Source organism: Porphyrobacter sp. LM 6 (genome assembly GCF_001720465.1).
GTDB lineage: Bacteria > Pseudomonadota > Alphaproteobacteria > Sphingomonadales > Sphingomonadaceae > Erythrobacter.
In genome coordinates this window covers 1,180,243-1,200,647 of record NZ_CP017113.1, presented here as the reverse complement: position 1 = coordinate 1,200,647, position 20,405 = coordinate 1,180,243, and the positions used below count along the sequence as shown (strand labels likewise).

Genomic DNA, 20,405 nt, shown 5'->3' with positions numbered 1-20,405 from the left:
GCACCAACGGGCACGCCGCGCGCGGGTAGACGAAGGCTTTAGAAGCGGTAGCTTACGCGGCCATAGACAAACCGGCCATTGAACCCGAACGGCGAGAAGCTCGAGAACGGCAGGAAGTAGTTGTTGGGCGAGTAGTTGCGCGGGTTCCCCGTGGCCGGATCACGGCCCACGCCGACCGGGTTGGCGGTGGGATACTGGTCGAACAGGTTGTTCGAACCCACGGCCAGTTCCAGCCCGTCGACCGGTTCGGCCCGCACTTCGAGATCGAACACCCACGCCGCTTCGATCGGGAGGTCGGTGAAGACGTCGTTGCCCGGTGCCAGCACGCGTCCGAAGCGATTGGCGCGCAGCGTGAACGAGGCCCAGTCCTGCGAATAGTCGGCACCGAGATTGATGCGGTCGCGCGGCTGACCCTGTTCTATCCGCAGCGATTCGAGACGGCCGAACAGGTTGATCCCCGGCACCTGGTTGAGCGCACCGGGAGCCGCGTTGCGGCCGGTGATCTTGTTGTCGGTCCAGTTGTAGCCCGCCATCAGGTTGAGCTTGCCCTCGCTGCCGATATCCATCCGGTAGGTGGCAATCGCATCGACGCCGCGGGTGCGGGTATCGATCCCGTTGATGAAGAAGCGCGCGGCCGAAATCGTGTTGAAACCGGCGTCATTGAGGATCTGCGCGATCGCACGGCCCGATCCGGTCCCACTCGGATTGCCGGCGGCATCGCGGGTGGCGGTGAGGTTTTCGGTCAGCACGATGCGGTCATCAATGTCGATCTGGAACCAGTCGACGGTGAGGTTGAAGCGATCGACCGGCGTGAACACCGCGCCGACCGACCAGTTGACCGCGGTTTCCGGCTTGAGCGGCGAGGAGCCGAGCGCCTGCGCCACGGGGTTGCCTACCGGCAGCGTCACCGCATCGACGAGCACGCCCGCGACGTTGTTGGTCGCCGCCGCCGCGAAGAACTGCTGTGCGACGCCCGGAGCGCGGAAGCCGGTCGACACGGCGCCGCGCAGCGCCACCCAGTCGGCCAGTTCGAAGCGGGTCGCGATCTTGCCGTTCCAGTCGCTGCCGAAGTCCGAATAGTCTTCGTAGCGGCCGGCAATCTGGACGTTCCACGGCTCGATCACGTCGATATCGAGTTCGGCATAGGCCGAGAAGTTGTTGCGCGCATTCACGCCAACCACCGACACCCCGCCGATCGTCGGCTGGAAGCCGGGAAACACCTGCGAACCTGGCGCGGCGCCGGCGGTGCTGGTGTTGAGCGGGTTGTTCTGGTTGATCGTGACGCCGCCCGAACGGTAGCTGTCGGGCTCACCCGGGCTCACCTGGAAGGATTCGCGGCGGTATTCGAGACCGAAGGCCAGCGTCGTGCGTTCAAACAGACCTTCGATGTCGCGGCTGATGTCGAAGTTGTTGACCCATTGGTTATAGGTCAGACCGCCCGCTTCGAACTCGGTCGGGCTGGCCGCGCCGAGCGAGGCGTTGAGCGTGTTGATGATGCGGTAATCGATCGCGTTCTCGCCATATTGGGACGAGAGATCGAAGTCCCAGCCGGCGATCTCGCCCTTGATGCCGCCGGTGACCGACCAGTCCTTCGACTTCGAGGTGATCAGCGGCAGGAACCCGTCGGGATAGATCGCCACGACGTTGCGGGCGTCAGACGCGATACGGTAGAAGCCCGCCGAATTGCCGCGGCGCTCGCCGTAACCGCCGAAGGCATAGAGCTCGACCTGCTCGCCGAGCGGCATGCCCACGTTGGCGAACAGCGAGAAATCCTCGGTGCGGGCATCGCCATAGCGGTGCGAGCGGCGATCGAAGGTCTGCTCGCGCGGATCGCGCAGGCCGCCGACGATGTTGTACTGCGTGCGCCGGTCGTAACCGGTGCGGTTGGTGTCATCGCGGTCACGATATTCGGCGGTGAGGTTGATGAAGCCCTCGTCGCCCAGCGGCAGGGCGAAATTGGACGACAGCGTCAGCATCGCGCCATCCTCGACCTTGAGCTTGCGACCGGTATCGTTCACCGCCAGCGTGCCATCGGCAGCGAGGACGGGCTGACCATTGGCGCCCAGCACCAGTCCGGTGACTTCCTGGACGGAATCGATCGCGGTCACATAGCCGCCATAGGTAGCGCTGAAGGTTGCGCCTTCGCGGGCATTGTTGAGCTGGAAGTTGATCACGCCCGCAATCGCATCCGAGCCGTATTGCGCCGCGGCACCATCGCGCAGCACTTCGATCTGGGTGATCGCCGAGGCCGGGATGAAGTTGATGTCGACCGCCTGCGTGCCACGACCGACCGACCCGTTGATGTTGAGCAGCGCCGAGGCGTGCCGGCGCTTGCCGTTGATCAGCACCAGCGTCTGGTCGGCACCAAGGCCGCGCAGGGTTGCCGGACGGATCACGTCGGTGCCGTCGGTGATCGAAGGCTGCGGGAAGTTGAGGCTCGGCACCAGGTCGCGCAGCACGCGCGCGGTTTCGGTGAAGCCGGTGTTGTTGATCTGGTCGGCGCTGATCAGGTCGATCGGAACAGCACTATCGCCCACGGTGCGGTCAGCGCGGCGCGAGCCGGTGACGACGATGGGTTGGCCAGCCTCTTCGACCGCCTGGGCCGCGTCCTGGGCGAAAGCCGGCGCGGCGGGCATGACGAGCGAGGCGAGAAGCAATGCGCGAAGTTTCATGAATGCACCCTGTTTGTTTTTGCTGTGATGCAAAACAAACGCGCAAGCGGCGGGTTGGTGCAACAAAAATGCAACTCAGGGCCAATTGACTTGGCTAACGTTGCCAATCGGCCACAGGGGAGAGGGCCGAGGGAATTGGCGGGGCGCGCCCGGCGCGATGCCGGACGCGCCGCCGGATCAGGCCAGCGCCACGTGTCGCTTCATGTGGTGATCGACGTTGCCGAATTCGGAATCGAAGATCGTCAGGCGCTTGAAATAGTGGCCGATCGCATATTCATCGGTCACGCCGTTGCCGCCGTGGATCTGCACCGCTTCCTGCCCGATCAGCCTTGCCGACTGGCCGACGCCGACCTTCGCCGCCGAGACCGCGCGCTTGCGCTCCTTGTCCGACGCGCCGAGGCGCAGTGTGGCGAGGTAGGTCAGCGACACCGCGGTTTCGTAAGCCGTGTACATGTCGACCATGCGGTGCTGGAGCACCTGGAATGATCCGATGGGAACCCCGAACTGCTTGCGCTGGCGGCTGTATTCCACCGTCATCGCGTGGGCGACCTTCATCGCCCCGCAGGCTTCGGCACACAGTGCGGCGATGGCTTCGTCGGTGACAAGCTCGATCAGCGCCAGCCCTTCGCCCTCCGCGCCGATCAGCGCTTCGGCGGGGACGGACACGTTCTCGAAATAGACTTCCGAGGCGCGGCGGCCATCGACTGTCACGTAATCGCGGGTGGTGATCCCGGCGCTGTCCTTGGCGACGACGAACACCGAAACGCCCGAACGGTCGCGCCGCTCGCCGCCGGTGCGCGCGGTCACGATCAGGTGGCTGGCCCAGGGCGCGCCGATGACGACCGCCTTGTGGCCGTTCAGCACATAGCCGCTGCCGTCCTTCTTCGCGGTGGTTTCGAGATCGGCGTAGTCATAGCGCCCGCGCGGTTCGGCATAGGCGAAGGCGTAAACGCCCGCGCCCGAGACAATCGCGCCGATATGCTCTTCCTTCTGCGCGGCCGTGCCGCTGTGCTTCAGGAACCCGCCAGCGCACACCACGGTCGGCAGGAACGGCTCGACCACGAGGCCCTTGCCGAATTCTTCCATGATGACCATCGCATCGACCGCGCCGCCGCCAAAGCCGCCGTCGGCTTCGCTGAACGGCATGCCGAGGATGCCGAGCTCGGCGAGCTGCGCCCACACTTCGGGCCGCCAGCCTTCCGCGCTGGCAATCGCCTTGCGCCGGGTTTCCCAGTCATACTGTTCGCGCACCAGCCGCGAGAGGCCGTCGCGCACCATGCCCTGTTCTTCGGTGAAGTTGAAATCCACGATAAAACTCCCGTCCTCTGGCGCTTACAGACCGAGGATCATCTTAGTGATGATGTTGCGCTGGATCTCGTTTGATCCGCCGTAGATCGAGGTCTTGCGCATGTTGAAATAGACCGCCGCTGCGTGCTGGGCATAGTCGGGGCCGACCGGGTGCTCGTTCGAATTGTCGTTCGAAACCCCGCCCATATAGGGCGCGCCATAGGTGCCGACCGCTTCGAGCGTCAGCTCGGTCAAGCGCTGCTGGATCTCGGTGCCCTTGATCTTGAGGATCGAGCTTTCCGGCCCCGGCCCCTTGCCCGCCTGCTCGCCTGCAAGAGTGCGCAGCTCGGTGATTTCGAGCGCGGCGAGATCGATTTCGAGTTGGCTCACCTTGCGGGCAAAGTCGAAATCCTTGATCAGCGGTTCACCGCCCAGGGTCTCGTGCGCAGCGATTTCGCGCAGCTTTTCAATACCGCGCTTGGAACGCGCCACGCCGGCGATGCCGCTGCGTTCGTGGGCGAGCAGGAACTTGGCATAGGTCCAGCCCTTGTTCTCCTGCCCCACCAGGTTCTCGACCGGCACGCGCACATCAGTGAGCCAGGTCTCGTTGACCTCGTAGCCGCCGTCGAGCAGCTTGATCGGCTTCACTTCCACGCCCGGCGTCTTCATGTCGACGAGGATGAAGCTGATGCCTTCCTGCTGCTTGGCAGTGGGGTCGGTGCGGCACAGGAAGAAGCCCCAGTCGGCGTGCTGGGCGAGCGTCGTCCAGGTCTTCTGGCCGTTGATGATGTAGTGATCGCCGTCGCGCACGGCGGTCGTCTTGAGGCTGGCAAGGTCGGAGCCCGAACCCGGTTCCGAATAGCCCTGGCACCACCACACTTCGCCGCTGCGGATGCCCGGCAGGTGCTTGGCCTTCTGCTCTTCATTGCCGAAGGTATAGATCACCGGCCCGACCATCGAGACGCCGAAGGGCAGCGGCATGAAGGTGTTGGCGCGGGCGTTTTCTTCCGACCAGATATAGCGCTGGGTCGGAGTCCAGCCGGTGCCGCCATATTCGACCGGCCACGCGGGGACCGACCAGCCCTTGCGCCCGAGGATCTTGTGCCACGCGACCATTTCCTCGCGGGTCATATCTTCGCGCATGCCGAAGTCGCCCAGTTCCTTGGGGTGGTTTTCGGCGATGAAGGCGCGGACTTCCTCGCGGAAGGCCTGTTCTTCGGGGGTGAATTCGAGGTTCATGGGGGGTGCTCTCCTGAACGGGTTTGTGCTTTGCCATACGTCTTGTCACGCCATGCGGACGCGGAAAAGAGGCAATTGCGAAGCGCTTTGCGAAGGCGGCCATGCAGTAGCGGAATGTTCCACGTGGAACATCGTTCTATGGCCCGCCAAAGGGGGCAAGCGGGGCCTAGAGGGGGTCTAAGGGGGGTCTAGAGGGGGTCTAGAACGGGCTGGAGCGGCACAGATTCGCAGCCCGCTCCAGCCCGCATCCCGATCACATCTCCAGCGGGCCGTGCTGGATATGCGGCAGCACATGGCGCGCGAACAGATCGGCTTCCGTCGCATGCGGATAGCCGGAGAGGATGAAGGCCTCGATCCCTTCGGCCTGATAGGCGCGCAGCTTGGCGAGCACCTGATCGGGCGTGCCGACGATCGCCGCCCCGCAGCCCGAACGTGCCCGCCCGATGCCGGTCCACAGGTTCTCCTCGACGAAGCCGTCGCCGTCCGCCGCGCCGCGCAGTTCCTGCTGGCGCTGCACGCCGTAGTTCTTGGCATCGAGGCTCTTTTCGCGGATCGCGCGGCCGGTCTCGTCATCCAGCTTGGACAGGAGCCGGTCGGCATAGTGGCGCGCCTCGTCCTCGGTCTCGCGCACGATCACGTGGACGCGGTAACCGAACTTGAGCGTGCGCCCGTAATTGGCGGCCCGTGCCTTGAGGTCGGCGATATTCTCGCGCACCTTGTCCATCGTATCGGGCCACATCAGGTAGACATCCGCCGCCTCGGCCGCACATTCGCGCGCCTCGTGGGATAGGCCGCCAAAGTAGAACGGCGGGCACTTGCCGCTAAGGGTGGTGATGCGCGGCGGATCGAGCTTGAGCTTGTAGAACTCGCCGTCGAAATCGAGATGTTCGCCGTTCAGCAGCGTGCGGACGATTTTCATGATCTCGGTGCCGCGGCGATAGCGCGGGCCGCTCTCGATCTTTTCGCCCGGCATGTCCGAGGAAATGATGTTGACGTTGAGCCGCCCACCGGTGCCGGCCGCATTGGGGCCGAGGATGCGATCAAGCGTGGCGATCCGGCGCGCGAGCTGCGGCGGCCAGTCTTCGCCCATGCGGGTCGCCCACAGCAGCTTGATGCGCTTGACCTGCGTCGCCACAGCCGCAGCGAAGATCGTGGTATCGACGCCGAGCTGATAACCCGAGGGCAGCAGGATATTGTCGAACCCGCCTTCTTCGGCGCGCATCACGATATTGCGGCAATGCTCCCAGCTCGACTGGAGATACTTGTCGGGCACGCCGAGGAATTCATAGTCATCGTCGCACAGCGCGGAAAACCACGCGATTTCGCATTGTTGCTTGTCGGTCATCAGGGCAGCCTCTCTCCACGCGCGGCGACGAGCACCGCGTACCAATCTGTCCGCGTCCAGCGCACCTTGAGCGCCTCGGCACCTTCCGCGATGCGCGCGGCGTTCTGCGAGCCGATGATCGGGATGATCCCGGCGGGGTGGGCCATCAGCCAGCTATAGGCCGCGACCGTGCGCGACACGCCCTGCGCCTCGGCGACGATGTCGAGCGCAGCGGCCACCGCCTTGTCGCGCGCGGTTTCCGGCGCGGCGAGCCTGCCGCCCCCAAGCGGCGACCATGCCAGCGGGGTCAGCCCCATCATCATCGCCTGATCAAGCTCGCCATTTTCGAAGCAGGTGATGCGCAGCGGGCTGATTTCGGGCTGGGTCGCCACCAGCTTGTTGCCGAGGAAGTGCTGGAGCGCCGCGATCTGAGCCTGCGTGAAGTTCGAGACGCCGAGCGTCTTCACCTTCCCGCTCGCCACCGCATCATCCAGCACCCGCGCCACTTCCTGCGGGTGGGCAAGGATATCGGGGCGGTGGATCTGCCACAGATCGACGCTGTCCACTTTCAGGCGGCGCAGCGAGTCCTCGATCGCGGTGTTCAGATAGGTCGCGCTCTGATCGTAGGGCAGCGGGGGCAGGATGCCGCCCTTTGTCGCCAGCACCATCTTGTCCCGCAGTCCGGGTTCTGCGGCCAGCACTTCGCCGAGCAGCGCCTCGGCATCGCCGAACCCGCCCTTGCCGTCAAAGCCATAGATATCGGCGGTGTCGAGGAAGGTGATCCCGGCATCGAGCGCCGCGTGAACCAGCTTGGCCGCGTCGGCGGCCGTGCGGCCATTCTCGGCCAGCCGCCACATCCCCCAGGCAATCGGGGAGACTTCAATCCCGCTGCTGTCAAGCTGGCGGCCAAGAACTCTCGACGCGGGAGGCAGGGGCAGTTCACTCATCAGATGTTCCTCTTTGGGGGAGCGACCGAAGCGCGCTCGACAAGTTCATGCGGTAGGCGTTTGTGGGTGATGTCCCCGCCTGCAATCAGGATTTGGGTGGCGGTACGCGCCAGATCGGCCATCGGCTGGCGGATGGTGGTAAGCGGCGGCCACACGGTGCGCGCCAGCGTGGTATCGTCGAACCCGGCGACCGAAAGATCGGCCGGCACATTGATCCCGCGATCATGCGCCACGGCGAGCACACCGGCAGCCATATCGTCGTTCGAGGCAAAGATCGCGGTCGGGCGGTCGGGCTGATCGAGCAGCACCTTGGCCCCCGCCACTCCGGAATCGAAATCGAACTCGCCATCGACCACCATCTGCGGCTCGAACGGAATACCGACGCGATCGAGCGCGCGGCGGTATCCGAACAGGCGGTCGTCGGATGCCATGTGGTTCGAATGGCCCTTGATGAACCCGATCCGGCGGTGGCCCGCATTGATCAGATGCGTGGTCATGTCATCGGCGGCCTGCGCGTCGTCCATGAACACGCTCGACGTGAGCGCATGGTTGGTGCCCGGCGAGATGCGCACGAAGGGCACGTCCATCGTCTCGAGCGCGCGCAGCACGCTGTCGCAATCGGTGACGGGCGATGACAGGATGATGCCATCGACATGGGTCTCGCTCACCAGCCCGCGCACCTGATCGCCGACGCGCGGATCGGCGACATCGACCGGCTGGGCCAGCAGGCGGATGCCGCTTTCATGGCACACGTCCCAGCACCCCTTCTGGATCTGGAACATGTAATAGGGGCTGTGATTGTCGTAGATCAGCGCGATCTGGCCCGACTTCGCGCCCGACAGGATGCGCGCCGCCACCGAGGGGCGGTAATCGAGATCGGCCATCGCCTGTTCGACCCGCTCGCGCAGCTCGGCGCTGACATAGGGGTGGCCGTTGAGCACGCGGCTGACGGTCTTGACCGCCACGCCCGCGCGGGCGGCGACATCACGGATGTTGGCGCGGCTCATACGGCGAGTCTCCTGAACAGGTCGGCAAAGGCGCTGTGCTCGCGGTAGAACACGGGCGGCGCGCCGATGGGGGCAGGAACATCGTGCCAGCCGGGCGCGTAGGCCTCGCCGCTCCACAGGTGCCGCCATGTGCCCTGCGGCAAATAAACCCGCCGCATCGTCGCCCCCGCTTCGATTACCGGGGCGACCAGCAGGTCGGCACCGTAGAGGAACTGGTCCTGGATGGTGAAGGTCTCGCGGTCGTCAGGATAGTGCAGGAACAGCGCGCGCTGGGCGGGCAGCCCGGTGGCCTGCGCCTCGGTGACGAGATGCTGCACATAGGGCGCAAGCGCGGCGTGGACGCGGCTCCAGCGCACGAAGCCGGCGACAAGTTCGGGGGTGCTGTCGATCTGGAGGTTGTCGTCGGGGCGGTTGCCCTCGTGCGTGCGGAACACCGGGCTGAACGCGCCCAGCTCGTACCAGCGCAGGATCAGCTCGATGGTGCGGACATTGCCGAACAGGCTGGTGTAGCCGCCGACGTCCGAGTGGCTGAATGCATTGCCGACAAGGCCTGATGAGAGCGCGGCGGTCACCACCGTCCCGATCCCGTCGTGGCGGCTGAAATCGACCGACTGGTCGCCCGCCCACAGCAAGGGGCAATGCGCCTGCACGCCGGTGTGCCCTGCGCGCATGAACCACAGCACATCGCCTGTCCGCCCGCGCGAGGCGACGGCGCGGGCGTTGACCTCGGCCCAGCGCACCGGCCAGCGGTTGTGCTCCTGCATCGGGTCGCCATCGTGGAGACGCAGGTCGGTGGGCAGATATTCGCCGAAATCCGCCATCCAGCCATCGAGCCCGAAATCGAGCATTCGCTTGCCGATCACGTCCTCGGCGAACCATGCGGCGGCCTCAGGGTTGGTGAAGTCCACCACGCCTGCCTCGAACTCGCCGAAATCGACGAGATAGGGTTCGTCCGAGTCCAGCCGTTTGGCGAAGAAGCCGAGCGCCGCCGCCTCGGGGTAAAGCGGGCCATCGACGGCGAGATAGGGGTTCACATAGCCGAGGAAACGGATGCCTCTCGCCTTAAGGCTGGCGATGCGGGCCGGCAGATCGGGGTAACGCGCTGGGTTCCACTGCCAGTCCCAGAACAGGCGGCGGCCGAAGCTCGTCTCGCGGATGCCGACCCAGTCCTCGCACCACAGGCCCGAGGCCGCCGCGCCTGCATCGATCAGCGCCTCGAGCCGGTCGAAGCTGGCCTCGCCCTGCTTGAGGCCAACCACCGCGCCGCCCAGCGCCCATTCAGGTAGCGCCTGTCGCGGGCCAAAGCGTGCGCCGAGCTGGCGGGTCAGTTCCGCAGGCGCGCCTTCGAACAGATCGATGGCGACTTCGCCCGACCAGACATGCACCCGCAGCCGCTCCGGCGCAGTGCAGTCGATTTCGCAATATTCGGCATTGGCGAGGCTCATCGCCCAGCCGGCCGAACTCAGAACTGTGGGTTCGGGGTAATTGGTGGTCCAGTAATCCCCGCCCGCGAAGCTTCCGTCCGCGCTGGCCTGATCGGTCAGCGGCGTGCCGGGGTCTCGGCCGACGCCAGGCTCGCTGGTCCACATCGGGAATTTGCGGCCATTGAGGGCAAGGTAGCTCATCTGCTCGCCTCCGCCCCACACGATGTCATCATCGCCCAGCACGAAATCGATGGTGATCCGGTCATGCCCGCCCGGCGCCTGGACGTTGAGGCGCGATGCATCCGGCGCAAGACTCACACCCGCGCGGACGCTGCCATCGGCGCTGGAAAGCACCCACTCCCCGCCTGGATCGCGATTGCTGTGGGTGAGTGGCTCTGCTGCCACAGGCGCATCATCAAGGCGGAAATTGCCGCGCACCATGGTGACTTGCGGTTGGCCGGAAGCAACGGAAATTGCAGGACAATCCGGGCGATGCTTAAGGACGGCGCGGCCAGCCAGCCGCACATCAATGCCCCCCTCGCTCGCCTCCAGCTGCACCATGCCAGCCCCGATTTCCTCTCCCGGCCCGTCCCTTGGCCGTGTCTGACACCGCTTGACATAACGGGACAGAAAGCGCAACCCGATGGCCGAAAGATCGACCGCACGGGCGAAGGTCTTAGCCTGCCGCCCGCACGAGTCGACCAACAGGAGGGGAGAGAATCACCATGTCTGCCAACACCCGTATTGCGCTCAAGGCGCTCGCACTTTCGGCCAGCTCGCTGGCGCTGATGTACACCGCACCCGCCGCCGCGCAGGTCGAGGAAATCATCGTCACCGCGCAAAAGGTCGAGGAAAATGTGCAGGATGTGCCGATCGCGATCACCGCGGTCTCGGCCGATCGCCTTGCGCAGGCAGGGGTCATCAGCCTCGAAAACATCTCCACCGTCGTCCCCTCGGTGACCTTCCGCAAGGGCACCACCAGCGCCAACAGCGCGATCGTGATGCGCGGCGTCGGCACCATCTCCTTCTCGGTCGCGGCGGAACCGAGTGTGTCCACCGTTGTCGACGGCGTCGTGCTGTCGCGTTCGGGCCAGGCCTTCATGGACCTCGTCGACCTGCAGCGGATCGAAGTGCTGCGCGGCCCGCAGGGCACGCTGTTCGGCCGCAACGCGAGCGCCGGCCTCGTCAACATCGTTTCCAAGGGCGGCACCGACGAATTTGAAGCCGAATTCAACGCCGACTGGTTCGAAAAGGACGAATACCGCCTGCGTGCCGCGCTGTCGGGTCCGATTGGCGAGAACCTCAGCGCCCGCCTGACCGGCTTCTACGGCAGCTATGATGGCAACATCACCAACATCAACGGCGGCACCAACCGCAAGGTCAACGGCTACGAGCGTTACGGCCTGCGCGGGATCATGGATTACAACGACGGCGGCAACAAGGTCCGCCTGATCGCCGATTACTACAAGGCCGATGACGATTGCTGCGCCGACGTGACCGGTGCCAGCCGCGGCGCGGTGCAGGATGCCGAACTGGGCCTGCCGCGCGGTGTCGCACTGGGTGAAGACCAGCGCTTCATCAACCACAACCTCGTCACCAGCACGCAGGATACGCAGTGGAGCCTCACCGGTTCGGGCGATTTCGAGGTGAGCGACACCCACACGCTCAGCGTCGTGCTCGGCTACCGCAACTGGGAAAACACCGAAAACCGCGAAGGCGATTTCCTGCCGCGTGCGATTGTCGGTGCGGGCCAGCTGCATGACGTCGGCACGGTGAAGACCGAACAGGTCTCGGCCGAAATCCGCATCGCGTCGGACCAGACCAAGCCGTTCTTCTATCAGGCCGGCGTGTTCGCCTGGCAGTCGGACAACACGCAGGACTTCACCCGTCGCAACGTGACCTGCACGACCTCGACCCTGCCGGTCGCGCCGAGCGGCGCCACCCCGTGCAACCTCAATGACCCGGTCAACACCCTGTTCCCCTTCGCCACCTCGCGCAGCGACGTGCGTTCGCAGAACTACGCCGTGTTCGGTCAGGCGACCTACCAGTTCACCGATGCGCTCTCGCTGACCGGCGGTCTGCGCTACACCTGGGATGATCTGACCTTCGTCCACACCCGCGCACCCGCGGTGAACGCCACCACCGGCCTGCCCGCGACCGGCCCCGGCACCAACGGCAACCCGGCTGGCGGCACGATCGCCAGCGGCGGCAATGGCACCAACACCAGCCGCGGCGACACCACCAACGGCAACCTGTCGGGCAAGGCCGTGCTGCAGTTCAAGCCGGCTGACGACATCATGCTCTACGGCTCGTACACCCGCGGCTACAAGGGTCCGGCGTTCAACGTGTTCTTCAACCACACCGCGCCCAACAACGCGGTGCCGATCAGCGAAGAACTGTCGGACAGCTTCGAAGTCGGCGTGAAGTCGCAGTTCCTTGATCGCCGCGTGCAGCTCAACGTTGCCGCCTTCACGGTCGAATACGACGGCTTCCAGGCGAACAACTTCATCGTCGTCAACGGCGCGACCATTTCGAACCTGACCAACGCCGGTACGGTGAAGAGCGAAGGCTTCGAAGCCGACCTCGTGGTCAATCCGTTCGACGGGCTGAACCTGCGTGCGAGCGCCGTCTATGCCGATGCGCGAGTGAAGGAATTCAACCCCAACCCGACCACCAACGCGCCCGACGCGCGCAACGGCACCAAGCTGCCGCTCGCGCCCGAGTTCGTCTACACCATCGGCGGCGATTACACGGCTGATCTGGGCGGGGTGCAGATGTACCTCAACACCGATTACCGCCACACCAGCCGCCAGTGGTCGGACCTTGGCCAGGCTGCGTCGACCGTGATCGATCCCTACGGCATGTGGAACGCCTCGCTCGGCTTCTCGGATCCGGACGACAAGTACCGCGTGACCTTCCACGCCCGCAACATCGCCGATGAAAGCTACGTGCTGCTCAACGTCGAAGGCGGCCGCCGCCTGCAGATCCCGCGCGATGCGGACCGTTACTTCGGCATCAGCCTGCGCGTCCGGACGTTCTGAGCGCCCTCAGGTCGTGACAAAAATACAGGGCCGTCGGAGCGATCCGGCGGCCCTGATAATTTCCGCCTCCCGATGGCCAGCGTGGCCGCTCATCGATAGGATGCCGTGATGACCGCATCGTCCTCGCCCCTGACCACGAAGCTGCGCTGGTCGCTGTTCACAGTGCTGTGCATCGCGGGCGTGTTCAACGCGATGGACCGCCCGATCATCGCGATCCTCAAGCCCGACATGATGAAGGATTTCGGCTGGACCGATAGCGACTTCGGCGATCTGGCCGCCGTCACGCAGTTCTCCGCCGCCTTTGCCTTTCTGTTCACCGGCTGGCTGGTCGACCGGCTCGGGGTCAACCGCTCGATGCAGGTCGGCGCATCGGCCTGGAGCCTCGCCGCGATGGCGCATGGTTGGGCGCTGAGCACCTGGCAGGTGGTCGCGGCCAGAATGGGCCTCGGCGTGACCGAGGCGGTGCAGACCCCGCTGACGATCAAGACCGTCGCCACCCTGTTCCCGCCCGACAAGCGCAGCTTCGCTTTCGGCTTTGCGACGATGCTGGCAGGCGCGGGAACGATCGCCATGCCCTTTGTCATTCCGGCGCTGGCACTGGCGGTGGGCTGGCGCGGTGCGCTGGTGGCGGGCGGGATCGGCGGATTTCTGTCGCTCGCGGCATGGATGTGGCTGGCGCGCGGCCTTTCGCAGCTCAATGAGCGCAGCCATGTTTCGGCGTCGAGCACGGCAGACGTGGACGACAGCTACGGATCGATCCTCGCCAATCGCAAGACCTGGGCGATAATCGTCGCCAAGGCGCTGTCGGACATGACCTGGTGGTTCATCAATTTCTGGCTGGCCGATTACTACCGCAAGGAATTCGGGCTTTCGACGCTGGAGCTGGCAATACCGCTCGCCATCGCCTTTGCCGGATCGGGCCTCGGCGCGCTCGCGGCGGGCTGGATTTCGACCCGGCTGCTGGAACGCGGGGTGAGCGTCAACCGCGTGCGCAAGGGCGTGATGCTCGGCTCGGCCCTGCTGGTCGCGCCGCTGCCGCTGGTGCTCGAGCTCAACTCGTTCTGGCCGGTGGCGGTGATGATCGGGGTGGTGATGGCGGGCCATCAGGGCTTCTCGCTCTCGATCTTCTCGACCATCACCGATGTCGTGCCCGAGACCAAGGTCGGGCGCGTAACCGCGTTTGGTGCCTTCATGGGCAATATGGGCGGGGTAGCGATCAGCCTGATCACCGGGCGGGTGCTGGACGCGGGCCTCGGCTTTGTGCCGCTGTTCGTGTTTGCCGCCTCGTCCTACCTCGTCGCGCTGGCGTGGTTCCAATGGCTCCTGCCCACCATCCGTCGCCCGGAGGAAGAGGACAACCTGTTCGCCTGACCGCCCCGCGCAGTTGCAATGCGGGTGGGTGCGCGGTAAGCTTGTGACACCGTAGGACACACGTGCGAGACACGCGTGCGCAGAGAGAGGCTTCGGGCATCGGCGATGGGCAGGGCTGACGACAGATGAAGCGCGCGGGCCGCCCCGATTTTGATGCCTATGCCGGCGATCTGTTCGGCGAGATGGTGCTGGCCGACGCCAGTGCCACTCCCGCTCCGCCCAAGCCGTGGTCGCGCTTCGTCCCCGGCCTTGCGATCTGCGCCATCGCCAGCGTAGCCGCCGCATGGTTCGCGCAGAATTACGGCGTGCCGATTATCCTTGCCGGATTGCTGCTCGGCCTCGCGCTCAACTTCGCCTCGGGCGACCCGCGCACGCATGACGGGCTCGATTTCGCCTCGCGCCACGGCCTCAGGGTCGGGATCGTGCTGCTCGGCTTTCAGGTGACCGCAATGCAGGTCGTCGCGATGGGCATCATCCCCTTCGCCGGCCTTGCGCTGGTGATGGGCGCATCCCTGCTCGCCGCCCTCGCCGCCGCGCGCGCGACCGGACAGAGCGCCGCCGTCGGCCTGCTCGCAGGCGGGGCGACCGCGATCTGCGGCGCATCGGCAGCGCTGGCGCTTTACGGCGTGATCGGGCGCGAGCGGATCGAACAGGCGCAGTTCACCCTGACGCTGGTGATCCTCGCCGCCGCCTCCGCGATCGCGCTGACGACCTATCCCGCGCTCACCCAGATGCTCGGATTCACCGACGCGCAGGCCGGTTTTCTGGTCGGCGCATCGATCCATGATGTCGCGCAGGCAATCGGCGCGGGCTTTGCCGTGTCGGACGCGGCGGGCGCGCAGGCGACTGTGGTGAAGCTCACCCGCGTAGCCCTGCTCGCCCCGCTGGTGACGCTGGCGGCGCTGTGGATCGCCCGCGTCCAGCCGCTCGCGGCAGGGAGCAGCTCTGCCCGCGTGCCGCTGCTGCCGGGCTTCATTCTCGCCTTCCTCGCGCTGGTCGGCGTGAATTCGCTGATCGCCCTACCCCCGGCGCTGGCGGGCCACGCGCTGACCCTGTCCAAGACCTTGCTGCTGCTGGCGGTGACGGCAACGGCGATGCGAACCCGCACCGACCTGCTGCTGGAACTCGGCTGGCGCGCAGTGATGCCGGTGCTGGCGGCGACCATCGCCTCGCTCGGCGTGGCGCTGGCCTTCGCGCGGTGGGCGATATGAGCGAAGGCGTGTTCGATCTGGCGGTCATCGGCGGCGGGGTAAACGGCGCAGGCATTGCGCGCGATGCTACCGGGCGCGGGGCAAAGGTGCTGCTGCTCGAACGCGGCGATCTGGCGCAGGGCACCTCGTCCAATTCGACCAAGCTGATCCACGGCGGCCTGCGCTATCTCGAGCATTACGAATTCGCTCTGGTGCGCGAGGCGCTGTCCGAGCGCGAGGTGCTGTGGGGCATTGCCCCGCACATCATCTGGCCGCTGCGCTTCATCCTCCCCCACCGCCCCGGCCTGCGTCCGCGCTGGCTGCTGCGGTTGGGGCTGTTCCTCTATGACCACATCGGTGGGCGCAAATATCTGCCCGCCGCGCAATCGGTCACACTGGCGAGCCACCCGGCGGGCGCGCCGCTCAAGCCCGAATACACCCGCGCCTTCGCCTACTCGGATGGCTGGGTGGATGATGCGCGGCTGGTGGTGCTGAACGCCCGCGATGCCGCCGATCGCGGTGCCGAGGTGCGGACGCGCTGCGAAGTGACGACGCTCGCCCGCGAAGGCGATCTGTGGCGGATCGAAGCGGGCGGAGAGACCTTCCACGCCCGCGCCGTGGTCAACGCCGCCGGCCCGCGCGTGCTCGATCTGCTCGGCCGTGCAGGCGAGCCGACCACGCAGAAAATGCGCCTCGTGCGCGGTTCGCACATCGTGGTCCGCAAGCTGTTCGACCACGACTACGCCTATTTCTTCCAGCTGCCCGACGGGCGGATCTTCTTCGCCATCCCCTACGAACAGGACTTCACCCTGATCGGCACCACCGATGTAGACCATCAGGCGGGGCTCGACGAGGTGAAGGCGAGCGCCGAGGAGATCGCCTATCTGTGCGAGGGCGCCTCGGAATATTTCCGTACCCCCGTCACCCCCGCTGATGTGGTGTGGACCTATTCCGGCGTGCGCCCGCTGGTGGATGACGGATCGGGCAAGCCGGAGGCGGCGACGCGCGGCTATCGCTTCGAGCTTGACGGTGGCACCGATGGAACCGCGCCGCTGCTGTCAGTCTTCGGCGGCAAGATCACGACCTATCGCCACCTGTCCGCCGAGGCGGTGGAGCAGCTCAAGCCCTTTCTGCCCGCGCTGGACGACCAGGACTGGACCGGCACCAAGCCCCTTCCCGGCGGGGATTTTGGCATGACCGAGGCCTCTGCCAAAATGGCCGAATTGCGCGCCCGCTATCCCTTCCTTTCCGAGCGCGAGGCGCAGCGTCTGATCCGCCTCTACGGCACCCGGGCAGTCGCTTTCCTTGGCGCGGCAGCATCGGCCTCCGACCTTGGCGAGGATTTCGGTCACGGCCTGACCGCTGCCGAGGTTGATCATCTCATTGCCCACGAATGGGCCCGCACCGCCGAAGACGTGCTATGGCGGCGGACCAAGCTGGGGCTGCACTTCACTCCCGAACAAACCGCGCGCCTCGCTGCCTATCTCGCTGAAAGGACTTCCCAAGCATGACCCGAATCGTAGCCCTTGGCGGCACGGTCAATCCCGGCAGTTCGACCGAACAGGCGCTGCGCCTGGCGGCCAGCATCGCCGAGGCCGAAGGGGCGGAGGTGCAGGTGTTCGGCGGCGAATATCTGACCGCGCTGCCGCACTATCTCGGCCCGGATCACGATGCGACGATGGGTGCGGAAATGGTCGAGGCCGTGCGCCGCGCCGATGGCTTGCTGGTCGCCGCACCGGGCTATCACGGCACGATTTCGGGCGTGGTCAAGAACGCGCTCGATTACCTCGAGGATCTGGCGCGCGATGAACGCCCCTATCTCGATGGCCGCGCGGTCGGGCTGATTGCGACCGCGTTCGGCGATCAGGCCTCGATGTCGACGCTGCTGACGATGCGGGCGATTACCCACGCGCTGCGCGGCTGGCCGACCCCGATGGGCGCGACGATCCGCACCTATCGCGGGCTGTTCTCCCCCGATGGCGAATGCCTCGATGAACGCGCGCGGGGCCAGCTTGAACTGGTCGGCAAGCAGGTCGTGCTCGGCGCGCGCAGCTTTGCCGCGGGAAGGGATCTGGCGTGACCGGCGCGGCGGGCCTCGATGCGGCGCTCGCGGCGATTGCGGCGGGCCGGATGGCGGTGATCGCGGGCGACCGGCTGCGCGGCGGCGATATCGATCTGATGATCGCCGCCGAGGCAGTGACGCCCGAGGCGATCAACTTCATGGCGACCCACGGCCGCGGGTTGATCTGCTTATCGGTCACGCCCGAGCGTGCCGCGCAGCTGGGCCTTACCCTCGTCAACCCGGGCACCGAGCGCCAGACCGGGCGGCCCTTCGCCCGCTCAATCGAGGCGGCGCACGGGGTTTCGACCGGCATCTCCGCGGCCGACCGCGCGCACACGGTGCGGGTGGCGATCGCGCCGGGGGCGAGCAATGCCGATATCCATTCGCCCGGCCATGTCTTCCCCTTGATCGCGCAGAGCGGCGGTGTGCTGACGCGTGCCTCGGCCTGCGAGGCCTCGATCGATCTCGCGCGGCTGGCCGGCGCGGGCGATGCGGCGGTGATCTGCTCGATCATGCGCGACGATGGCGAAATGGCGCGGCTCGAAGATATCGGCGATCTAATCGCAGCGCATGGCCTGGCGGTGGCCGAAATCGGCGAGCTGATCGCACGGCTTGAGAGGGCAGACGCATGACCGACAGCAGGCTTTCGCGCCGTATGCTGCTCGCCGGAGCGGGCGGCGCTGCGATTGCCGCGCCGGTGCTCGCGCAAAAGCTGATCGACCTTCACCTGCCCGGCGGGCCGAGCCTGCGCCCGCTTGAGCCGGCCTTCCCCGGCAAGGGCGAAGTGATCGTGCAGCGGGTGCGCCCGCCGCTGCTCGAAACCCCGATGAGCGTGTTCCGCGAAGGCACGATCACCCCCAACGACCGCTTCTTCGTCCGCTGGAACTGGGACCTGCCGACCGAGGTCAAGGCGGCCGATCACCGCGTGGCGGTGGGCGGCGCGGTGAAGCAGGCGGTGTCGCTGACGCTCGACGAGGTTGCAGCGGCAGGCGAGCATGTCGATGTCGTCGCGATCAACCAGTGCGCGGGCAACGGGCGCGGGCTGTCCGAGCCGCGCGTCACCGGCACCCAGTGGGGCAACGGCGCCATGGGCTGCGCCAAGTGGACCGGGGTGCGTCTCAGGGACGTGCTCGCCAAGGCAGGCGGCACCGCGCCCTGGGCCAAGCGTGTGCGCTTTGCCGGGCTCGACGTGCCGCTGACCGATGGCGCGCCGCAGTTCATCAAGTCGATCCCGATGGATATCGCCATGCGCGATGATGTGCTGGTCGCCTGGGGCATGAACGACGAGCCGCTCTCGCTGCTCCACGGCTTCCCCTTGCGGATCGTGGTGCCGGGATGGTTCTCGACCTACTGGGTCAAGATGCTGAGCACCATTGAGGTGCTGAGCGACGAGGAAGATCCGGCGCACTACATGGCCGATACCTATCGCTTCCCGGCTGCGCCAGTGAAGCCGGGTGACAAGGACTTCCCGACCGTCCCCATCACCACCATGCCGCCGCGCGCTTTCATTACCAGCCATGCCGATGGCGAGGCGGTGGCGCGGGGCGAACCCCTGACGCTCAAGGGGATCGCGATGGGCGGCGATGCGGCGCTCGCCAAGGTCGATCTGGTCGGCGCCGGGCTGGAACTGCCATGCGAGCTTGGCCCCGACGAAGGCCCTTACGCCTTCCGCCGCTGGCAGGTGACCATCCCCGCGGTGACGCAGGATCTCGCCGGGATAGGCGTGCGCGCCGCCAATGCGAAGGGCGCAGTGCAGCCCGAAGTGCTTGTCTGGAACCCGAGCGGCTATGCCCGCAACGTGATCGAACGCATCACCCTGAGGGCGCTATGAGACAGCTCGCCATCATCCCCGCCGTGCTGCTGCTGGCCGCCTGCGACCGCGCGCCCGAGGTTGCCTTTGCCGATGCATCGATCACCCTGCCCGATGATCCGGCCCAGCTTCCCGATCTGCCCGGGCGCGATGCGGTGATCGCCAATTGCACCGCCTGCCATTCGCCCTCGACCATGATGCAGCAGCCGCAGGTCGACCGCGCGAAGTGGGAATCGCTCGTGGGCAAGATGGTCTCGACCTACAAGGCCCCGGTGGACGAGGCGGCGATCCCCCAGATCGTCGATTACATGCTCGCCATGCAGGCCGCGCAGGCCCGCCGCGAAGCGGATATCCGCAGCGATCAGGCCTCGGACGAAGCCGCGCCGAAGTAACGCGCCTGCTCGATCTGGAGCTTTTCCTGCGCGTGCATCTTCGACATCGCGATCACGTGATCGACCCCGACCACGGTGATCGCCAGCGTGCCGTCCTCGGTGTATTCGATGAAGCCCTTGCCGCGCAGATACCACATGTGGAACTGGAAGGTCTCGTCCGAGCAGTTCAGCATCTGCTGAAGGGTGTATTGCCCCACCCCCGGCTCGCTCGCGACATCGCGCCGGCGCTTGTAGAGATGCATCAGGATGCGCGAATGGGCATCCCCGTCCGACAGCGCCTCGCGCTCGTTCTTCTCGTCGGCGGCATCGGCCACCTCGAAGGAAAAGCCGGTGTGCAGCGAATATTGCAGATCGTACTGCGCGCGGTCTTCGGGTTCCTTGATCGCGCGGTAGGCCTGAAGCACCTCGCGGAACTTGTCGGTATCGGCGGTTTCCGGGTGATCGGGGTGATAGATCTTGGCGAGATCGCGATAGGCGGCCTCAAGCGTCTTCTGGTCGCACTGCGGGTGGACCTTTAGTACGCTGTAGAAATCGACAAAGGCCTGGCCGCTGTCCATGATCGGATATCCCCCCTGGTTCCCACGCCCGCCAGCGGGGAAACGTCACCGGATTCCAGTATCATCGGCGCGGGTGGCTGGC

Annotated in this window: 16 protein-coding genes; 8 read left to right on the top strand and 8 right to left on the bottom strand. The window is 66.1% G+C overall.

Going from position 1 to position 20,405, the window contains the following annotated elements; all coding sequences use genetic code 11:
* Positions 1-38: 38 nt before the first annotated feature.
* The 7 genes from BG023_RS05745 to BG023_RS05715 all read right to left on the bottom strand — a co-directional run bounded on the left by BG023_RS05745 (position 39) and on the right by BG023_RS05715 (position 10,461).
* Positions 39-2,672, bottom strand: coding sequence for a TonB-dependent receptor plug domain-containing protein (locus tag BG023_RS05745; RefSeq protein ID WP_069309603.1), 2,634 nt, complete (start codon positions 2,670-2,672; stop codon positions 39-41).
* Positions 2,673-2,849: 177 nt separating this feature from the next.
* On the bottom strand, positions 2,850-3,980 hold the full coding sequence (locus BG023_RS05740; protein WP_069309602.1) for an acyl-CoA dehydrogenase family protein: 1,131 nt from the start codon (positions 3,978-3,980) through the stop codon (positions 2,850-2,852).
* A 24-nt stretch (positions 3,981-4,004) separates the two neighbouring features.
* Entirely contained in the window at positions 4,005-5,198 is a 1,194-nt protein-coding gene (locus BG023_RS05735) for an acyl-CoA dehydrogenase family protein (RefSeq protein WP_069309601.1), read from the bottom strand.
* Between the two features lie 253 nt (positions 5,199-5,451).
* Positions 5,452-6,543, bottom strand: a complete 1,092-nt coding sequence (locus BG023_RS05730) for an LLM class flavin-dependent oxidoreductase (protein ID WP_069309600.1) — start codon at positions 6,541-6,543, stop codon at positions 5,452-5,454.
* On the bottom strand, positions 6,543-7,469 hold the full coding sequence (locus BG023_RS05725; RefSeq protein ID WP_069309599.1) for an aldo/keto reductase: 927 nt from the start codon (positions 7,467-7,469) through the stop codon (positions 6,543-6,545). The genes BG023_RS05730 and BG023_RS05725 overlap by 1 nt, the downstream gene beginning before the upstream one ends.
* Positions 7,469-8,476: a LacI family DNA-binding transcriptional regulator gene (locus BG023_RS05720; protein ID WP_069309598.1), complete on the bottom strand. Its 1,008-nt coding sequence runs from the start codon at positions 8,474-8,476 to the stop codon at positions 7,469-7,471. Before BG023_RS05720 ends, BG023_RS05725 begins: the two co-directional genes overlap by 1 nt.
* The gene (locus tag BG023_RS05715) at positions 8,473-10,461 is read right to left on the bottom strand and encodes an alpha-glucosidase (protein WP_069309597.1); all 1,989 of its coding nucleotides are present in this window, start codon (positions 10,459-10,461) and stop codon (positions 8,473-8,475) included. Before BG023_RS05715 ends, BG023_RS05720 begins: the two co-directional genes overlap by 4 nt.
* A gap of 164 nt (positions 10,462-10,625) precedes the next feature.
* Between BG023_RS05715 and BG023_RS05710 the strand changes: the two genes are divergently transcribed.
* From BG023_RS05710 to BG023_RS05675, 8 genes are all read left to right on the top strand, one after another.
* Positions 10,626-12,941, top strand: a complete 2,316-nt coding sequence (locus tag BG023_RS05710; protein WP_069309596.1) for a TonB-dependent receptor — start codon at positions 10,626-10,628, stop codon at positions 12,939-12,941.
* A gap of 108 nt (positions 12,942-13,049) precedes the next feature.
* Positions 13,050-14,312: an MFS transporter gene (locus BG023_RS05705; RefSeq protein ID WP_069309595.1), complete on the top strand. Its 1,263-nt coding sequence runs from the start codon at positions 13,050-13,052 to the stop codon at positions 14,310-14,312.
* A gap of 125 nt (positions 14,313-14,437) precedes the next feature.
* Positions 14,438-15,523: a YeiH family protein gene (locus BG023_RS05700; RefSeq protein ID WP_069309594.1), complete on the top strand. Its 1,086-nt coding sequence runs from the start codon at positions 14,438-14,440 to the stop codon at positions 15,521-15,523.
* Complete coding sequence (locus BG023_RS05695; protein ID WP_069311161.1) at positions 15,520-17,013, top strand: glycerol-3-phosphate dehydrogenase; 1,494 nt, start codon at positions 15,520-15,522, stop codon at positions 17,011-17,013. Before BG023_RS05700 ends, BG023_RS05695 begins: the two co-directional genes overlap by 4 nt.
* Positions 17,010-17,582, top strand: a complete 573-nt coding sequence (locus BG023_RS05690; protein WP_069309593.1) for an NADPH-dependent FMN reductase — start codon at positions 17,010-17,012, stop codon at positions 17,580-17,582. The genes BG023_RS05695 and BG023_RS05690 overlap by 4 nt, the downstream gene beginning before the upstream one ends.
* Positions 17,579-18,196: a 3,4-dihydroxy-2-butanone-4-phosphate synthase gene (gene ribB / locus BG023_RS05685; RefSeq protein WP_233993085.1), complete on the top strand. Its 618-nt coding sequence runs from the start codon at positions 17,579-17,581 to the stop codon at positions 18,194-18,196. Before BG023_RS05690 ends, ribB begins: the two co-directional genes overlap by 4 nt.
* Complete coding sequence (locus BG023_RS05680) at positions 18,193-19,395, top strand: molybdopterin-dependent oxidoreductase (RefSeq protein ID WP_069309592.1); 1,203 nt, start codon at positions 18,193-18,195, stop codon at positions 19,393-19,395. The genes ribB and BG023_RS05680 overlap by 4 nt, the downstream gene beginning before the upstream one ends.
* Positions 19,392-19,766 carry a hypothetical protein gene (locus BG023_RS05675; protein ID WP_069309591.1) on the top strand — a complete coding sequence of 125 codons (375 nt, stop codon included), beginning with the start codon at positions 19,392-19,394 and terminating at the stop codon, positions 19,764-19,766. Before BG023_RS05680 ends, BG023_RS05675 begins: the two co-directional genes overlap by 4 nt.
* On the opposite strand, the gene BG023_RS05670 is transcribed toward BG023_RS05675, so the two are convergent.
* Complete coding sequence (locus BG023_RS05670; protein ID WP_069309590.1) at positions 19,736-20,323, bottom strand: J domain-containing protein; 588 nt, start codon at positions 20,321-20,323, stop codon at positions 19,736-19,738. The two genes, BG023_RS05675 and BG023_RS05670, sit on opposite strands and share 31 nt — an antisense overlap.
* Positions 20,324-20,405 lie beyond the last annotated feature (82 nt).